The organism is Schaedlerella sp. (genome assembly GCF_056796775.1).
On record NZ_JBQIKP010000014.1, the window covers coordinates 14218 to 31648 of the forward strand.

14 protein-coding genes and 1 riboswitch are annotated in these 17431 nt (G+C 48.1%); of the genes, 4 read left to right on the plus strand and 10 right to left on the minus strand.

Annotated features, from left to right (window positions below; all coding sequences use genetic code 11):
• Nucleotides 1-88: 88 nt before the first annotated feature.
• Nucleotides 89-1441 carry a sensor histidine kinase gene (locus ACTOY7_RS08620; protein ID WP_394684366.1) on the minus strand — a complete coding sequence of 451 codons (1353 nt, stop codon included), beginning with the start codon at nucleotides 1439-1441 and terminating at the stop codon, nucleotides 89-91.
• A complete protein-coding gene (locus ACTOY7_RS08625) occupies nucleotides 1431-2105 on the minus strand; it encodes a response regulator transcription factor (RefSeq protein ID WP_482671575.1) in 675 nt (224 codons plus the stop codon). The genes ACTOY7_RS08620 and ACTOY7_RS08625 overlap by 11 nt, the downstream gene beginning before the upstream one ends.
• 241 nt (nucleotides 2106-2346) lie before the next feature.
• Between ACTOY7_RS08625 and ACTOY7_RS08630 the strand changes: the two genes are divergently transcribed.
• Nucleotides 2347-4137 (plus strand): flavin reductase, encoded by a 1791-nt coding sequence (locus ACTOY7_RS08630; protein ID WP_160282979.1) that lies wholly within the window; start codon nucleotides 2347-2349, stop codon nucleotides 4135-4137.
• Between the two features lie 168 nt (nucleotides 4138-4305).
• The gene (locus tag ACTOY7_RS08635; protein WP_482671576.1) at nucleotides 4306-5673 is read left to right on the plus strand and encodes an MATE family efflux transporter; all 1368 of its coding nucleotides are present in this window, start codon (nucleotides 4306-4308) and stop codon (nucleotides 5671-5673) included.
• Nucleotides 5674-5987: 314 nt separating this feature from the next.
• Here ACTOY7_RS08635 and ACTOY7_RS08640 read toward each other — a convergent pair whose 3' ends face one another.
• The 8 genes from ACTOY7_RS08640 to ACTOY7_RS08675 form a co-directional block, all read right to left on the minus strand.
• Nucleotides 5988-7598, minus strand: coding sequence for an AAA-like domain-containing protein (locus tag ACTOY7_RS08640; RefSeq protein WP_482671282.1), 1611 nt, complete (start codon nucleotides 7596-7598; stop codon nucleotides 5988-5990).
• A gap of 149 nt (nucleotides 7599-7747) precedes the next feature.
• Entirely contained in the window at nucleotides 7748-8374 is a 627-nt protein-coding gene (locus ACTOY7_RS08645; RefSeq protein WP_482671283.1) for an ECF transporter S component, read from the minus strand.
• Between the two features lie 178 nt (nucleotides 8375-8552).
• Nucleotides 8553-8685, minus strand: a riboswitch (FMN riboswitch).
• Between the two features lie 57 nt (nucleotides 8686-8742).
• Nucleotides 8743-9186 carry a hypothetical protein gene (locus ACTOY7_RS08650; RefSeq protein WP_160282983.1) on the minus strand — a complete coding sequence of 148 codons (444 nt, stop codon included), beginning with the start codon at nucleotides 9184-9186 and terminating at the stop codon, nucleotides 8743-8745.
• 320 nt (nucleotides 9187-9506) lie between these two features.
• On the minus strand, nucleotides 9507-10676 hold the full coding sequence (locus tag ACTOY7_RS08655) for a substrate-binding domain-containing protein (protein ID WP_482671284.1): 1170 nt from the start codon (nucleotides 10674-10676) through the stop codon (nucleotides 9507-9509).
• A 127-nt stretch (nucleotides 10677-10803) separates the two neighbouring features.
• Nucleotides 10804-11778, minus strand: coding sequence for an ABC transporter permease (locus tag ACTOY7_RS08660; RefSeq protein ID WP_160282985.1), 975 nt, complete (start codon nucleotides 11776-11778; stop codon nucleotides 10804-10806).
• 14 nt (nucleotides 11779-11792) lie between these two features.
• Complete coding sequence (locus tag ACTOY7_RS08665) at nucleotides 11793-13289, minus strand: sugar ABC transporter ATP-binding protein (protein WP_160282986.1); 1497 nt, start codon at nucleotides 13287-13289, stop codon at nucleotides 11793-11795.
• A gap of 31 nt (nucleotides 13290-13320) precedes the next feature.
• The gene (locus tag ACTOY7_RS08670; RefSeq protein ID WP_160282987.1) at nucleotides 13321-14301 is read right to left on the minus strand and encodes an ABC transporter permease; all 981 of its coding nucleotides are present in this window, start codon (nucleotides 14299-14301) and stop codon (nucleotides 13321-13323) included.
• Nucleotides 14302-14673: 372 nt separating this feature from the next.
• Nucleotides 14674-15648 carry a LacI family DNA-binding transcriptional regulator gene (locus ACTOY7_RS08675; RefSeq protein ID WP_482671285.1) on the minus strand — a complete coding sequence of 325 codons (975 nt, stop codon included), beginning with the start codon at nucleotides 15646-15648 and terminating at the stop codon, nucleotides 14674-14676.
• Nucleotides 15649-15927: 279 nt separating this feature from the next.
• Here ACTOY7_RS08675 and ACTOY7_RS08680 point away from each other — a divergent pair, with 279 nt between their 5' ends.
• Both ACTOY7_RS08680 and ACTOY7_RS08685 read left to right on the plus strand, forming a co-directional pair.
• Complete coding sequence (locus tag ACTOY7_RS08680) at nucleotides 15928-16470, plus strand: hypothetical protein (protein WP_300823266.1); 543 nt, start codon at nucleotides 15928-15930, stop codon at nucleotides 16468-16470.
• Between the two features lie 136 nt (nucleotides 16471-16606).
• The gene (locus tag ACTOY7_RS08685; RefSeq protein WP_482671286.1) at nucleotides 16607-17422 is read left to right on the plus strand and encodes an MBL fold metallo-hydrolase; all 816 of its coding nucleotides are present in this window, start codon (nucleotides 16607-16609) and stop codon (nucleotides 17420-17422) included.
• The last annotated feature ends 9 nt before the right edge of the window (nucleotides 17423-17431 follow it).

The following is a 17431-nucleotide window of genomic DNA, read 5'->3' on the forward strand; positions in this document are numbered from 1 at the left end:
ATGGCCATGATGGGATAGAAAATCGAAGGAATCCGTGCGTCTGCGATTTTTACCGCGGCGTCCGAATTCCTTCTGTTTCCTGTCATAATTACCGAAAGAAGCGCAGGATAAAGCAGGCATGTCCATCCCTTGTATTTTCCGCATAGATATGCCCCTCCTGCTGTTCCACCACCAGCTTTGCAAGGGCAAGCCCGATCCCTGCACTGTCCTTTTGAGCGTTTTCTCCCCGGTAGAAGCGTTCAAAAAGATGGGGCAGGTCTTTTTTGCTGAATCCCTTTCCGCTGTCTGTGAAACGGATTTCCGTGTAAAGGGGATTTTTCTCCCACCGGATCTGAATCTGCCCGCCCTCCGGCGTATGCTCCGCACAGTTTTTAATTACATTGAGTATGGCTTCCTCCGTCCACTGCCTGTCCGCCCTGACCGACACCGGATCTCCGGAATATTCCAGCCAAATCTGCCGATTCTGCAGCAGTTCCCGAAGAGGCTCTGCCGCACTCTCTATCAGATCCTCCAGATCCAGGGTTTCCCTTTCGTACCGGATCGTATGGGATTCCAGCTTTGCCAGGGACAGCAGGGCATGGACCAGATTCTGCAGCCGATGGATCTGCAGAGTCAGACGCCGCAGGCATTCTTTTCCCTCCTTCGTCTCCTGCTCCCCCAGAAGCTCTGTCATCAGAGACATGGAGGTGATAGGAGTTTTGAGCTGATGGGCCACATCCGCAATCCTCTGAGAAAGGACCTCATGGCTGCGTACTGCCTCTTCCTTCGTGCCTTTCAGCTCCATGACCGCTTTGTAGACCGCATCCTCCAGATGGGAGAAGGCATCCTCCCTGCGCAGCAGTACCGCAGCTTCGCCGCGTTCTGCCGCCAGGAGATAACGGGTCAGCTCTTCCATACGCTGCTCCTGCTTTTTCCGCTCCCGTTCCTCTTTTCGGAATACACACCAGCCGGCAATCTCTGACAGCAGGATACAGATCCCCAGCGTAAAGGGAAGAAGTGTCCCCAGACGCCCCCATGTGTGATAACCGTATTCATGAAGAAATGCTTCTCCGGATTCCCTGTTCCCGCGGCTGCGGCTCTTTGCCGCGGCCGCAAGGATTTTTTTCGCTGTACGTTTCTGAGCGTCTCCCTCCTGTTTTTCCCGCGAAGATATCTCCGCGTCCCGGTCCCCCTGGTCCGTCTGTTCCCATACGCTCACATCCTGGTCCAGAACCGCGCCTGTAAATTCCGCGAAACAATGGTACTCCTGATATGTCACAGCCAGCGCAATGAAAAAACCGGCTGCCAGTCCGGGCAGAAGCCAGCATATCCATGTCCTGTGTCCCCATATTCCGCCGGCAGCCGCATGCTGACCGTCCCCTGCGGCAGCCGTCACGCCTGAATAGTCCGGATTCCGGTCCGCCGCCTTAAGGGAATCGCTTTCTCTGTCATCATATCCCATCTCCCGCCTCCTCCATCCGGTAGCCGATCCCGCGGACTGTTGTGATGCAGCGGGTATGATCCAGCTTTTCCCGAAGACGCTTGACCGTCACGGTCAGCGTATTGTCATTGACAAAATTCCCTTCCGAGTCCCACAGCTTTTCCAGGATCAGACTGCGGGGCAGAGTGCGTCCTTTATTTTCCATCAGGATCAGCAGCATGCGGTATTCCAGGGCAGTAAGCGTGATCTCCCGGCCACCCAGAAGAACCTGCATTTTTTCTTTGTTCAGGCGGATATTTCCGCAGGCAGCAGATCCGTCCGGCTCTTCCGGCACCCTCCGGAGCACTGCCGCGATCCGTGACTCCAGGACCGCAATGTGGAAGGGCTTTGTCACATAATCATCAGCGCCCATATCCAGTCCTCTCGTAATGTCACTCACTTCGTCGCTTACTGTCAGAAAGATAATGGGCGTATCACATCTGGCTTTTACCCAGGTACACAATTCATATCCCGTTCCGTCCGGCAGATTCAGGTCCAGAAGTACCAGCGCAAATGCATCTGAAAACAATTTTTTTGCACCTGCGAGACAGGTGCAGGCCGTGATCTCATATCCTTTTTTCTCCAATGAGGCACGGATCCCAAATGAGATCGTATCGTCATCCTCTACCAATAATATTTTTGCCATCTGCTTTTCCTCCTGACTTTCACTATAGCACGCGGCCGAAAATTACACAAGGAAAAGCTGCCTTTGGTGCTTTCACCGCAAGCCCAAAAATATATTATAAAATCTTTCCAATTTTCCTGCAAAAAAAATCAACATATGTTATAATGAATTGCGCTGAGCGCAAGCAGGTCATCAATTTTCGTTGAAAGTTGGTGACAAATTATAATAAATTGCATTTAAAGAGAAAAGGAGTGTATTGCAAATGGATATTACGAACGATATCAGATACGTAGGTGTCAATGACCATGAGGTGGATCTATTTGAAGGCCAGTATGTTGTAAAAAACGGCATGGCTTATAATTCTTATGTGATCCTGGATGAGAAGACAGCGGTCATGGACACCGTGGATGCCCGTTTCACCCATGAATGGCTGGACAACGTCGGGGCGGCTCTGGGCTCCCGCAAGCCGGATTACCTGATCATCCAGCATATGGAACCGGACCACTCTGCAAATATTGCCAATTTTATGCAGGTATATAAGGACACCAAGATCGTTTCCTCCGCAAAAGCCTTTGTCATGATGAAGCAGTTTTTCGGTACCGATTTTGAGGACAGGCAGATCGTTGTAAAGGAAGGAGATACTCTTTCTCTCGGAAAGCATGAGCTTTCTTTTGTTGCAGCGCCCATGGTACACTGGCCGGAGGTGATCGTGACCTACGACAGTTATGACAAGGTACTGTTCTCAGCAGACGGCTTCGGTAAGTTCGGCGCCCTGGATGTGGAAGAAGACTGGGCATGTGAAGCACGCCGTTATTACATCGGAATCGTCGGAAAATACGGCGCGCAGGTGCAGAATCTGCTGAAAAAGGCATCCGGACTGGATATTCAGACCATCTGTCCGCTGCACGGCCCCGTCCTGAAGGAAAACCTGGGCTATTATCTGGGACTGTACCAGACCTGGTCCTCCTACTCCGCGGAGACCGAAGGCATCATGATCGCCTATACTTCCATTTATGGAAATACAAAGAAGGCTGTAGAAGCTCTGGCTGCAAAGCTTACCGCAAAAGGCTGTCCAAAGGTGGTCGTTACTGATCTCGCCCGGGAAGACATGGCGGAGGCTGTAGAGGACGCGTTCCGTTACGGCAAGCTGGTGCTCGCTACTACAACCTACAACGCAGGAATCTTCCCATTCATGCGTGAATTTATCAATCATTTGACCGAACGGAATTTCCAGAACCGGATCGTCGGACTGATCGAGAATGGATCCTGGGCTCCGCTGGCTGCAAAGACCATGAAGTCCATGCTGGAAGGCTGCAAAAAGCTGACCTTTACTAAAACAACCGTACAGATCAAGTCTGCATTGAATGATGACAGCAACGCACAGCTGGAAGCTCTGGCAGAGGAGCTTTGCCAGGACTATCTGGCACAGCAGGACGAGACTGCGGATAAGAACGACCTGACCGCTCTGTTCAAGATCGGATACGGCTTATATGTGGTCACCTCCAACGACGGCAAGAAGGATAACGGCCTGATCGTGAATACGGTTTCCCAGGTGACCAACACACCGAACCGGGTTGCTGTGACGATCAATAAGGATAACTACTCCCACCATGTGATCAAGCAGACCGGCATCATGAACCTGAACTGCCTGTCTACGGACGCGCCGTTCAAGGTGTTTGAGACCTTTGGATTCCAGAGCGGAAGAACCGCGGATAAATTCGCGGACCTGAAACCGCTGCACTCCGACAATGGACTTGCATTCCTGCCGAGATACATCAACTCCTTCATGTCGCTGAAGGTCGAACAGTATGTGGATCTGGATACACACGGAATGTTCATCTGCACCATTACAGAGGCACGCGTGATTTCAAATGTTGATACGATGACTTATACCTATTATCAGAATAATGTGAAGCCAAAGCCGCAGACCGAAGGCAAGAAAGGCTTTGTGTGCGTTGTATGCGGTTACATCTACGAAGGCGACGAGCTGCCTGAGGATTTCGTATGCCCGCTCTGCAAGCATGGAGCTGCGGATTTTGAACCTATTGAATAATGCTGTTGCTTTGAGCGCCCGGTCAGGGTGTGAGTATTTCCATACGGTTCCTTAACATGGGGCAGGAACTTTGCATTTTTTGAGCAGGTTCCTGCTCTCGTTTTATCCCGCGGTTCTGGTACAAAACGATCAATCTGAATACAGATAGAGAATAACTGAGGTATACCTATGAAAAAAGAAACGCAACTCGCGAATCAGATTACGGAGGGGATCATCTGGAAACAGCTTCTGATCTTTTTCTTTCCGATTGTATTCGGTACTTTCTTTCAGCAATTATACAATACGATCGATACGATCATAGTAGGTCATTTTATCGGAAAGAGCGCCCTCGCCAGCGTGGGCGGCTCCTCTACTCAGATCGTGAATCTGGTAGTCGGATTTTTTACCGGGCTTTCCTCCGGTGCTTCCGTCATCATTGCACAGTTTTACGGCGCCCGGGATGAACGCTCGGTGCAGGAAAGCCTGCACACGGCCTATGCATTTTCCATTTTAGGAAGCATTGCCATCTCAATTCCCGGCATCCTGCTGGCTCCCCATCTGCTGAGATGGATGAACACGCCGGCTGAACTGGTCCGGGATTCGGCTTTGTATCTGCGGATCTATTTTGCTGGAATCCTGTTTGTCTTTATTTTTAACGTTGGATCGAGTATCCTGCGTGCCATCGGTGACTCCAAGCACCCGCTGTATTACCTGATGGTCTGCTGTCTGCTGAATATCATCCTGGATATTCTGTGTGTCGTCTGGCTTGATATGGGGGTTGCAGGTGCTGCCATCGCCACATTTTTTTCACAGGCGGCCAGCGCGGCGCTGGTGACGAGAAAGCTGATGGTATCCGGGGGGATCTTGAAATTATCCCTGAAACAGCTCCGTTTTCATGCAAATGTACTGAGATCACTGCTGCGCATCGGGATGCCTGCCGGATTTCAGTCCATCATGTACAGCCTTTCCAACGTCATCATCCAATCCGCATTGAACAGTTTCGGAACGGATACCGTCGCCGCATGGTCTGTATATGGTAAACTGGACGCGGTGTTCTGGATGATCAGCGGAGCGATCGGGATCTCCATCACCACATTTGTCGGGCAGAACTTCGGCGCCCGCAAATATGGCCGGGTGAAGAAAAGTGTCCGGGTCTGCCTGGGGATCGATGCTCTGATATCGGGTGTTTTAGTGATCTTCTTTTTGCTGCTGCGCAATCCGCTGTTCCGGATCTTTACGAATGACGCCGACGTCATCCGGATCGGATGTGAAATGATGGCATTGATCACGCCCTGCTATATGTTCTTCATTTGTATTGAAGTGCTGTCCGGTGCGCTGCGCGGGATCGGCGATGTGATCATTCCTACACTGATCACACTGGGCGGGGTCTGCCTTTTCCGGATCCTGTGGCTGTTCGGCGCGCTTCAGATCCGGCCGACAGTGAATGCGATCATTCTCAGCTATCCGGTGACCTGGCTGACCACCTCCATATTATTTATTCTTTATTATCTGTACCGTAAGAGGAGAACACTGGCTAGTACAACGAATAATAAATAACTAGCCATATCACTTGTCTGATTTTCCAGCTACTGCGTTAGATTTTCTAGCCGTAGCCACCGCTACGCCGTCGAAAATCTGCCTTGTATCTGAAAAATCATCCTGCGCGATATAGCCAGATACTTATTATTCGTTGTACTAGTTAGATAAAAATCCCATTTCACTGACACACGACTTAAATGATTGCCTGTTTCATGGAATTTTGCTTTTCGAGTTTTATTCGAGTGATTTTCAAATCTTTGATTTTTTCATTCGAATAAAACTCAATCATCAGCAAAATCCTCATCGTAAATTCTCTTATATCTATCATTACCCTAAACAATCGCTTCAATCACTGTTTTACCATCAATCACAATTTCCTGTATGCCGACCTGTTTTTTCTTATTAAAACAAAAACTCAGCATGTATCCCTTATTTTTGTGGTAATCGTTCAGATAGCCGATAATTTGCTGCTCCCCTCTGTTATGGTATTCCTTGCCCCTCCATATTTTTAACTCTATAAGGTATTGCTCTCCCCTATAATCAACAATCACATCTGTGCGTCCCATGTTTCTTGTCCGAGACTCTATATAATAATTTCCGCTCCCGTTTATAATTGGGCGAAGATATAGCAGAAATAATTTTCGGCCGGATTCTTCCACAAATTTTTCATCGCTGTCCCCATAAACATCAGTAAAATGCTGTACAAATCGTTTTAGTATCAGCCGCATATCTAGATGCCCGCCGACAATAAATTGATTCCTGTCCCAGAGAGACGCTTTATAAATATCATTTTCCTGCAGATCTTCCACTGAAAGGAATCGATTGTAAAGACGTGTTTCGAATATACGGTTGGAAATTGCGACATTTCCATCTCTATTTTTCACAAAGCCAAACATTGAGGCAAGACTAATGACTTCGGAATCTGCATTGTACGGAACCTCTTTTCCTACAAACAATAGTGTGTGGAGGATGCGTTCCAATTCTGGGTAGTTGTCCAGCTTTTCTGTCAAAGATTCAAACAGCGAGTTGCGTTCCGCAATCAGCATACGGACGGCGAGCAGAACCCCATCTTTCGTCCACGCCGCGGTTTTTCCCTCAAACTCCCTGCCTGATGAGATTTCTTCATCAACCAGCTTACAGATACGTGAAATCAGAAATGGATATCCTGATGTATAATCATAGATCAGCCGGGCAATAGCCTGTACATTCATACCTGTATGATAATCCTTTTCATAGTCCGTGAGCATTTGTCCGATTCCCTCAGCAGACAGGCTCATATCAATATTAAAATCTGCCGCAATATTCCATGGACTGTTGAATCTGTGCTCGCTTTCCGGTCGGAGTTTCATTTTCAATCTCCTGATATCATATACTCCGGCAAGAATTACAGAGTGAAATGTCGGCATATTCCTCTTTTCTCTTTCCAAATAATAGTATCTCAATTGAGCAAGAAAATCCAAAAAAACCTGATTGTTCGAAGCTCCGTCTATCTCATCGATCATCAATACGATCGGTCTTGGCGCAGTCCGGCAAATCGCGGTAAGATGTCCAAACAACTGAAATAAGACAAATTTATCATCTTTGCTCTGTATGGCAGAGTTTAATAAATCGCACTGCGCTTTTAGCTGCGGGGGATTCCCACAATCTGCCAACTGCAGTTCCCTGAAAAAATATTCTGCAAATGTAAGCGAAAAAATATTTTCATTTTGGAAGGACGCATTTCCCAATGCCTGAAAATCAAGGCTGATCACCAGATACTCTTTCTCCAGATGACGGGACAGCGCATGTAATGTGGTGGTTTTGCCATACTGCCTTGCACAGTAAATGGAAAAATAATTTCCTTCATTCACATATTCTTTTATCTTATGAAGGTGTTCGGATATGTCTGCCATATAATGCTTTTCCGGCATACATAAGCCGGTAGTATTAAATTTTTTCCTCATCTTGCTCCACTGTCCTTTCCTTACTTTTCATGTTCAATTATAAACCATATAGGAGGAAGGTGTCCAGATGAAACGGCACATTCGTAAATGTCCGGATGAAAAAAAGACTTCGGGTAAAGTACCCGAAGCCCTTATAAAATCCAATTTTTTTATCTCATCTTGAAGATTGGACGGATCTTCTTATAAATAATAAATACGATCAAGGATACCAGTGCCCCTTTCAGCAGGTTAAACGGAGCAACCGCAAATATCACGAATGTTGTCAGGCTGGTGATATTGGGGTTTACAGCCGTTCCCATCCCGACCAGGGCATCAATCGGCATTCCGAATGCCGCGCCGTAAGCCGGAAGCAGGATGAATGCATTGATAAAGCAGCCTGCCACTGCCATGATGATCGTTCCCGTGATCATTCCGATCAGAGCGCCCTTTCTTGTATGTTTCCTCTTATAGATGATCCCTGCCGGAACGCACAGCGCACATCCGATCACAAAGTTAGCCGCCTCGCCGACTCCTGCAGTTGCAGTTCCGTTGATGACCAGGTTCAGCAGGATCTTGACAAGCTCGATCACAGCCCCCGCCAGCGGTCCCATCACAAAGCATCCGACCATGACCGGCACTTCGCTGAAATCAATCTCATAAAATGAGGGAGCGAATGGGAGCGGAATCTCAAAGAGCATCAATACGATCGCAATTGCGGAAAGCATACCGATCTGCACAATCATACGGATATCTGTCTTTGATTCTTTTCTTACTGCTACGTTTGTCTGTGTACTCATGTTACTTCTCTCCTTTAAAATAATGATAGTCTGTGGTCATTCGGCCGGCCTGCCGTACCGATTGCCGCGATATTTTAAAAAGAAAGAACCTCTTCACGGAAATCCTGTCACGTTTTGCGGCATATAAAAACCCCGGAAAACAATCCGGGGTCTGATTCTATCCACGCTTTTATGGCATAAATTTCTTCTCTCATCCAGACTTTACTGTCGGTACTGGAATTCTCTGTTGATAAGAGTCACCAGTTCAGCCGCCTAAGCGGGTCGCGGACTATACCGCCGGTTGGGAATTACACCCGACCCCGAAGAATTCATTCTTTTTACAGAAAATATTATAACGCATTGGGAGATTGATTTCAAGACTTATTCACTTAAAAAATCCCGAATATTTTCTCCCGGAATGATTCATACAGTGAATCATAATCCGTATATCCGATCGCGCTGTCCTTAAATCTGCTCTTCCATTCAGCGCAGATCCGGTCTGCGAGCAGCCGGCAGTCTGCATGCTCTGTCTTAAGAATTGCCGGGAAGATATAGTAGATCATGAAAAAATTGATATCAGCCTGCATCCGGGAAGAGATCTTTTTCTTTTCTCCCTTTGCAAATCGACCTTCCACACAATCCGCCAATACCGCCGCAATCTCATCGGCCGCCTTTTCTTTATCCTGCGCCGCCTCCATATGATCCGTCATTTCCCGAAAATAGTGCTGGTTTTTTCCAAGGAATTGACGCATATTCTCTTCATACGATTTTTTCTTTAATTTTTTCAACATCAGATCCATATTATCAAACATTGTTTCCGCATTATCAAGCATATGATCCCTCCCACTGCCCTGATCCTGAAAAACTGCCGTAGCTACAGATCAGCAGATGGTCCACAGCATACATAAGCTTCTCGGCGCAGCCAGTCTTTTTATTTTTTTCTCACAGCCGATATCTTCCGGCGTTCCATATAACTATACAACAAAAGGCCTGCTGCTGACAAGCTTTCTTTAAAAAAAGGAATCGGAGTAGATCCGATTCCTTTTTTGCGCCTGCACACTTGCAGTCACCTTTACTAGCTGATCATAATCTGATCCTTTTACTTTTTGCGCCAGATATTCATGCCGACATATCTGCCCCATTCGAATCACAATTAGTCGTAAAGGTTAGGAGCGATGTTATCGTCTTCCATATTGTCCTTGCCATACCAGTAACCATCCATCGGGATATCAGCTACTTCTTCGCCGTCGCAGATCTTGGTCAGAGTCACAACTGCTTCATAACCCATCATCAGCGGAGACTGTGTTACAGAGCCGATGAGCTGATCGTTCATGATAGCTTCCTTCTGCGGTCTACCAGCGTCAAAGCCTGCGCCGATGATACCCTTTTCCGGATCTGTTGACAGCTTGTTCAGTGTCTGGTTCGCTGTTACAACACCTTCTGCTGTTGTCTGGTTGGAGCCGAAGATTGCGATCGTGTCGTCCTTGGACATGATCTTCTGAGCCTCTGTGGAAGCCAGGTCTACTGTTGTCTGAGCCGGAACGCCGACTTCGATGATCACTTCTGCTTCTTTCTCATCAACCTTGCCTTCTGTTCCGTTTACATAAAATTCGTTGCCAACTACTGCAACCTTCTTGTCAACGCCATTGCAAAGCTCAATCATCTTGTCGATGAATCCCTGTCCACGCTGCTGGATATTCAGCGCAGTTGCATCCTGGTTCACTTCACCGATACGAACCTGCGCGTCGGTTGTTGCAGCCTTGATCTTTTCCTCTATCACCGGGAAGATATTCTCTGCTGCTACAGCGCCAGCTGCTGCGTTGTCGGTTGCTACCGTTGCGTATACAGAACCTTCCGGAGCCTCATCAACGCCGGTATCGAAACATACAACCGGGATGCCGGCTTCCAGAGCCTTTGCAAGTGAATCCACTACAGACTTTGTATCACATGCTGCCAAAGCGATTCCGTCGGGTTTCTTCTGGATTGCACTGTCCAGCATCTGAACCTGGTCAGCGATATCGGACTCATTCGCCGGTCCGTTTGCTTCTACTTCCACGCCCAGTTCTGCTTTAGCCTGCTCAACGCCCTGGATTGCTGCCTGCCAGTATGTAGACTGGAAGCTCTTAACGATCATCTGGAAAGAATATCCTTTGCTTCCGCCTTCGGAACTTCCTGCGTCATCTGCTGCATCCCCAGCATCTTCCGTAGCTGCACCGCTGTCCGCGCTTCCGCTGTCGCCGCTGTCATTTCCACCGCTGCCGCATGCCGCCATGGAGATCACCATTGCTGCGCTGAGTAAAATAGCTAAAACCTTCTTTTTCATTTTTTTTCCTCCTTTTAATGAGATTTTTTTATATATGAAGTTCTTGCTCGAACAACATATTCTTGCTGTTTTAAAACAGATTCTTTTTCGTTTACCGTTTCTTATAAACTAAAGTTTTGGTTTCTTCTCAGTCTTTTTTCTTCTTCAATACATCTACCAATACTGCCGCGATCAGCACGATACCGGTAAAGATCTGCTGCCAGTTTGCCTGCAGGCCGATAAACGGAAGTCCGACCTTCATCAGACAGATGACGATAACTCCGAGGAAGGAACCCAGGATCGTTCCTACACCGCCGGATGCAGATACGCCGCCTACGATCGCTCCGCCGATGGCATCCAGCTCAAATCCCGCGCCGGCGCCCGGATAGATCGTTGCATAAGTCGCAGCGTATGCAACCCCTGCCATACCTGCAAATAATCCGGAGATCACATATGCCAGTACATGATAGAACTTGATGTTTACACCTGCAAGTCTTGTTGCCTCTTTATTACTTCCAATGGCAATCGTATAACGCCCTACCCTGGTATGATCTAATACAAAGGACATGATCGCTACCAGGATGATCATAAACACGATCCCGATCGGTATGACCGTTCCCTCCGCAGTCACGAACTTGAAGATCTTCCGGAAGCCTCCGTCCGCTGATATGGATGACGGCCAGGATACGCCGAAACCGCCGCAGAGCGCAGGTCCGAGTCCACGCGTGATCATGCAGGTACACAGTGTCGCCAGGAACGGCGGCAGGTCCATGATCGCAACCAGTACACCGTTAAATACACCGATCAATACTCCAAAGCCGATACATACGGCAATCGCAACCCCAACCGGCATTCCCTTCTGGAAGATCAGGAATCCTCCGATCAGCGCGTAAGAAACCAGTCCTGTACCTATGGAAAGGTCTACACCGCCTGTGATCAGCGGGAACGTAACTCCCAGTGCCATCAGCGTGATATAATAGGTATTATCCAAAACACTCACCAGAGTCGGATAGGTTCTGAACGTGGGGCTGAGAATACTGAACAGAGCGATCATCGCAACGATGATTGCCAATACCATGGCCTCTCGCCCTTTTAATTTACCAAAAGCTTTCTTGTTTGCCATTCTCCCGCCCTCCTCTATTCAATCTCTCTTGTCGCAAGATTCATAATTGTTTCCTGTTTTGCTTCAGAAATATCCAACTCGCCTGTCTTTTTTCCTTCGCACATTACCACGATCCGATCGCTCATACGCAGGATCTCCGTCATCTCCGAGGAGATCATGATAATGGATTTACCTTCTGCTACCAGCCTGTTCATCAGCTTGTAGATCTCGTTCTTCGCTCCGACGTCAATACCTCTCGTTGGCTCGTCGAAAATGAGGATGTCACTGTTTCGTGTCAGCCATTTTGCGATTACGACCTTCTGCTGGTTACCGCCGGAGAGGTTTACAACCAGTTCGTCCACACCCGGAGTCTTGGTTGCAAGCGCTTCTACATACTGGTTGGCAACATCAGTCTCTTTCTTCTTGTCAATAAAGATCCCATTCATGAAATCCTTCATGGAAGCCATCGTTGTATTTTCCGCAATGGTCTTCTGTACAACGATACCAAACCGCTTTCTATCCTCGGACAGATATCCGATCCCGCAGTTAACCGCATCCTGCGGATTGTTGATAGTGACCTTCTGTCCATTGATGTAGATGTCTCCGCTTTCCTTCGGATCAGCTCCGAACAGGGCTCTCGCCGTCTCGGTACGTCCCGCGCCCATCAAGCCTGAAAATCCGAGGATCTCGCCCTTGCGCAGTTCAAAGCTGACATCCTGTACCATCCTGCCCGCATTCAGGTGTTCTACCTTTAATACAACCGGCGCGTCCTTCGGAACCGCGCTTTCGGTCTTCGGATCCTCATAAATAACACGGCCTACCATCATGTTGATGATATCTTCCTTTGTACACTCTTCTGTGATCAATGTTCCTACATAGGTACCGTCACGCATGACTGTAACGCGGTCCGTGATTACCTTGATCTCATCCATACGGTGAGAGATATAGACCATGGCAATGTCTTTTTTCTTCAGGTCACGGATGATCTTGAACATCTCTTCGATCTCAGACTCCGTGAGGGCCGCGGACGGCTCGTCAAAGATGATGACCTTGGCGTCAAAGGAAACGGCCTTGGCGATCTCGCACATCTGCTGTTTTCCTACCGTCAGGTTGGACATGGTCTCTGTCGGATCAATATGCACGTTCAGTCTTTCAAAAAGCTTCGCCGCTTCTTCATTCATCTTCTTATCGTCGATCCGAATCCCTTTTTTGAATTCTCTGCCGATGAACAGGTTCTGCGCAACGGTCAGATGACCAAGCATGTTCAGCTCCTGATGCACGATTACGATACCCGCGTCCTGAGCTTCTCTTGTATTTTTAAATTCGACTTCTTTTCCTTCATATGTGATCGTACCGGAATCCTTTTTATAGATTCCCGTCAATACCTTCATCAGAGTTGACTTTCCCGCTCCATTTTCGCCCATGAGCGCGAGGACTTCTCCCTTTCTCACCTCTAAATCAACATGATCCAGTGCATGAACACCAGGGAAAGACTTGTCAATACCCTTCATTGTCAAAATAATTTCGCCCATTTTCTCACCTCTCCTTTCTTTTATACTATCACTAATTCCTTCTGCGTCTTGCGGAAACGTCCGAGTAAACTGCCGCAATAACGATCAAACCGGTGATAATATACTGATATTCTTTTGTAAATCCCAGCGCAAGAATACCTTGCTGTAAAAGAGAAATGATAAATACACCAATTACAGTACCACTGATGGATGCAAGCCCGCCGGCCATGGATGTACCGCCCATCACGCATCCTGCGATCGCTTCATTGTTATACTGGTCTCCATATCCGGGCTGTACGGTCGTGTATGCGGCTACGAAGAAGATTGATGCCACGCCGACCAGAGTTCCACAGATGATGTAAGCCAGCATTTTCCACTTTTTCACATTCACGCCTGAAAGCCTGACAGCCTCTTCATTGCTTCCAAGGCAGAGTATGTAACGTCCCCATTTTGTCTTATTCAATACGATCGCGCAGATGACTGAAATCCCCAAAAAGATAAACAGGCCGACCGGAATGCCGTTCATGTTGATAAAATTCCTGTACCATCCGTCATCTGTCGTTGACTGCGGCCAGCTTACGGACTGAGTCTTTGTAAATACGGCCGCGATTCCTTTTGCAATGTTCATGCTTGCCATAGACACGATAAACGGAGGTACCTTCCAGTATGCTACCAGATATCCATTGAAAACGCCGAACAAAACACCAATCAGGATACTCATGATCAGGCTGGGCGCCATGGGCACACCGTAGGTAGTCAGGCAATACCCTGACACCAGTGAACAGCAGAACATCACCGGCCCGATGGAGAAATCAATTCCTCCTGTCGCGATCACGAATGTTACCCCCAGCGAAAGAAATCCCAGAAAGTAAACGTAATTCAGGGTGTTCATGATACGCGAAAAGCCGAAAAAGCTTCCGCCGGTCAATGCCCCGAATGCCAGGTACATTAAAAGCAGTACAAAGATCAGGACAATTCTGTTAAACCCCACCTTCTTTACAAATGCATTTTGTTTGATTTTTTCCACTTTCATTCCTCCTCCATGAATGATTCCTCCGGAATACGTCCGTTTTTCCGTACAAGATACCGCTCTCGCGAACGCATCCAGCTCGCCACGCGTAACGCTTCGCTCTCATTCACCCCAAACGCTTTTGAAATGTTTTGAACATATTTCATGATACCCCGCGACGCTTTCTCGTTTCTATAGGGCATATTATACTATCTAACCTCCTTTAAGTCAACATATTTTTATATTATTTTTACAAACAGAATCCCGTTTCAGCTTTCTCTTTTCCCGAAGCGTTTTATCGAAAGCGAAACGCTTCGCTTCTTATGTCCGCACGCTTTCCCCTGCAGCGTTTCCGCATCCCTTCATATACTGCCTCGCAAATCCATGCGCCTGCGTTCAGGACAGGATGTCTTCCTCCAGTCTGCGGATAGATTCTCCTTTCTGTATCTTTGTTCCCAGGCAGATTTTTACAGGCGAATCTTCCTCTTCCTTTTTTTCCATCCGGTTCCACAGCAGTTCTACCGCTTTCATGCACATCCTTTCCATCGGCTGCTCCACCATGTACCAGCTCGGATTGATCAGTCCGGAAAGCATCAGGTTGTCAAACCCGATCAGGGAGATGTCCTCCGGACAGGAAAATTCAGACTGGTTGACCGCCAGCACTCCGCCCAGCATCGTATCATAATTCCCCATCAGGACCGCTGTCGGACGATCCGGTTCCGCCAGCAGCTCCTTCATCTTCTCATAACCGACCTCCATAGAATGGCGTCCCCGCTTGATATACTCCTCCCGGATCTCCAGCCCCGCCTGGCGCATGGCGTCTTCATAGCCCTTGATCCGTTCGATCCCGGTATACTCCACATCAGAAGCAATCACCGCGATCTTTTTATGATTATGCTTCTGCAGCAGGTCCACCGCCCGGTATGCCGCAATTTTATTATCAATCCCCACACAGTCGAACTCTTCGTCCTGAAACGCCCGGTCCACCAGAACGATGGGGATCTTATTCTGCTTCGCAGGCTTCAAAAAGGTTCCTCTCATGCTGACAGGGAGCGCAATAATCCCGTCTACCTTCCTGCTGACCAGGAACTTCAGATTCTGCGCCTCAATCTCTTCATCATTGCAGGAGTCGCAGCTCATCATCCCATATCCCCGCTTTCTCAGCTCCTGTCCTATGTAATGCAGCAGCATCCCCGAAAAATAGCATGCAATATCATGAACCATGACGCCTACGATCTTTGTCTTATTTTTCACAAGTCCTCTTGCAATCTCATTGACCTCATAGTGCAGCTCATGGATTGCCTCTTCGATCAAAATCTTATTCTCCGGCAGTACGTTTCCTCCATTCAAGTACTTGGAAATCGTCGCCATTGATAAACCTGTCCTGTTTTTGACATCGCGCATTGTTGCCGGCACGACTCTCACCTTCCTTTCTGTCAAACGAACCGCTTAGTTTCAATACTTTTTCTAGTAAAACACATTTTTCTCGGTCAAGTCAATAGAAAATTCCAAATTTTCTAATAATTCCTATATTTTGACGGAAAATTCGACATTTTATTTACATTCCATCTGTTGTATAATAGGAACTATGCTGATGCACAAACAGGTCTTCAATTTTTTGCGAAACGATTATGGAGGTTCTATTTTACTATGAAAAAACTGCACAAACTTTTCACTCTGCTTTTCGCTCTGGTTTTTTGCATTTTATTTACTTGGGGATGCGGGAAGAAGGCGGCGGAGTGTCCATTCACAACGATCACATGGGAGCATACGCTGGAGGATATTCAGGAGCTGGAAGGCACCGACAGTGAAGCCTACGATTCCACCGTATACGGCGGCCCGGTTTATTCTTATCCGAAGGAATATGATGGTTTGAACGGAACCGTCAAGTATTCTTTTGATGAAAATGACAGGCTTGTCAGTATGGCCTGGATGTACGAAACCGACGATTCCGACGATCTCCTGGCGGTTTATGATCAGATCCACAAGGAGGCGGAGGATATGCTTGGCAAAAGCGGGTTCAAGTACAATTCGGATCGATTTTCCGATCTGGCATCCCCCGGCGACGTCTGGTATCTGGAGACCGGCAATGTGATCTTAAATACCGTTGACGCCGAGGATATCAAAATTCTTCAATACAGCTTCCTGCACCCGGATGTCTCCGAAGGGAATCCGCAGGACAGTAAGAAATAATCGTCCACGGATCCTCCGGCGGTGCGGTGTAAAGGATTGCGGCCGCGGCGGTTTTCTGCTCAGGATCTCCATCGGCTCCACAGCTCCGAAGCCGGACAGACGCTTGCATTTTATAATACATTCAGGAGGTTTCCATATGACAAAAGAACAGATTTTGAACACCCGTCTGACGGAAGAGCAGATCGCAATGTTTTATCTGGGGCAGGAAGGATTTTTGATCCGATACCGTGACCACTTTTATCTCATCGACCCTTATCTGTCGGATTCCATCGACCGCCATCACGGAATGCAGGACGCGGATTGGACACGCAGGTATGACATCCCCATCCTGCCGGAGGAGCTGGATTTTGTAGACTATGTATTTTGTACCCATGACCATACGGACCATGCGGATCCGGACACGCTGCGCGCTCTTGCCGCGCGCAACACCAAAGCGGTATTCATTGTTCCGGCGCCGGTCCGTGAAAATATCCGCTCCTACGGGGTGGACGATTCCCGTATCATGAGCGCTGCCGCCGGGCAGAAGCTGTCTCTCGGCCCCTGCAGTGTCACACCTGTCGCAGCGGCCCACGAAGAGCTGCATACCGATGAATCTGGAAATTATAAAGAACTGGGTTACCGGATGACCTTCGGCAGCACCACCCTGTTCCACTCCGGGGACTGCTGCATCTACGACGGCCTTGCAGAGCAGATCGACGGGGTGGATATCCTGATGGTTCCGGTCAACGGAAGAGACTACTATAAACTGCAAAATGACATTATCGGAAATATGAACGCGGAAGAGGCCGTACTGCTGGCACAGGAAATCCATGCACGGCTGCTTGTGCCCATGCATTTTGACCTGTATGCGGGCAACGGACTCAGCCCGGCCTACTTCGTGGACTGCTTATACCGGTTCAGCCCCGGACAGGCTTTCCACATGTTTGCTCCCGGTGAGAGATATATCTTTTAGCAGAAGGCG